This window comes from Acinetobacter sp. 102 (genome assembly GCF_037028485.1).
Lineage (GTDB): Bacteria > Pseudomonadota > Gammaproteobacteria > Pseudomonadales > Moraxellaceae > Acinetobacter > Acinetobacter higginsii.
The window spans coordinates 1-878 of record NZ_JAZEZK010000061.1; the positions used below are offsets into that span (position 1 = coordinate 1).

Consider the following 878-nt stretch of genomic DNA (forward strand, 5'->3'; position numbering starts at 1 on the left):
CCTTCGAGTTTTTTAAGTGAAGCCATCCACCCTAAGAATGCACAATGAGTTTCTTTATCGCTATGTTCTGTTTCACCAGACATCCGTATATCAAAACCTTGTGAATGTGCCCATGCGTTAAAAATATCAACCTGCTTTATTTTTTCCTCATAAGTCATATTTTCTCTCTCAATATCTTTAGTCATTTACTCGTCCTCATCCTGAAAATCATCTAAATCAAATTTCCATTTAGCGATCTGACCGTTTTCATCAATATTCATAATGATGTAGTCACCATAACCTTCCTCGGCAGGGCACAAGGTATCGGGTACATAGCCATCTTCTCGATTTTTGATTGTAGTTCCATCAGAGCTGACCAACTCCCAACCACAACAATCAGTCACTTTGTAGTGAACAAAAGCAGTCTTTCCAATTTCCCAATTTTCAATAATCCCAGTTTCGACATCGATGCGAGGACACCATAATTCACCTTGTTTGCATGGTACGTTTGCACCATCAGTTGTATCTTCAACACCATTAATTTCAGTATCTTCCCAGTAACGTACATGGGCTTTGACAACTACAGTTTTGATATTCATTTACGCCACCATCTGATAACTGTTTTGATTCATCTTTGCCATGCCTCGCATACGCAATTGATCAATGTAATTTTTGTCTCGGTTTAAATATGCACGGCAGAACGATAAGAATCTTTTTTGACAAACATCATTCATTGAAAAGCCTTGCTCTGTTTCAACCATTGAAATTTTTGCTACTTCATTGCCACGTTTCATGACAAGTACATTCTTCTTAGTACAAGGGTAAAAGCCGTTTTCTGACATCCATACAGTGAATGGAAATGTCAAAGAATCAGGGATATTTTTCACCATGTCACCACC

The 878-nt window shown here is 38.0% G+C and carries 3 protein-coding genes; all 3 read right to left on the minus strand.

What is annotated here, in order from left to right; genetic code table 11:
* Positions 1-185, minus strand: a 185-nt coding sequence (locus WA352_RS21710; protein ID WP_336143910.1) for a hypothetical protein, incomplete at its 3' end; no start/stop codon positions are given.
* Complete coding sequence (locus tag WA352_RS21715) at positions 186-578, minus strand: hypothetical protein (RefSeq protein ID WP_033134758.1); 393 nt, start codon at positions 576-578, stop codon at positions 186-188.
* Positions 579-869 carry a hypothetical protein gene (locus WA352_RS21720; protein ID WP_081406982.1) on the minus strand — a complete coding sequence of 97 codons (291 nt, stop codon included), beginning with the start codon at positions 867-869 and terminating at the stop codon, positions 579-581.
* Positions 870-878 lie beyond the last annotated feature (9 nt).

Bases quoted from the DNA above. Each gene is read 5' to 3' on its own strand.
- WA352_RS21720 (WP_081406982.1), bottom strand. From the start codon at position 869: ATGGTGAAAAATATCCCTGATTCTTTGACATTTCCATTCACTGTATGG.
- WA352_RS21715 (WP_033134758.1), bottom strand. From the start codon at position 578: ATGAATATCAAAACTGTAGTTGTCAAAGCCCATGTACGTTACTGGGAA.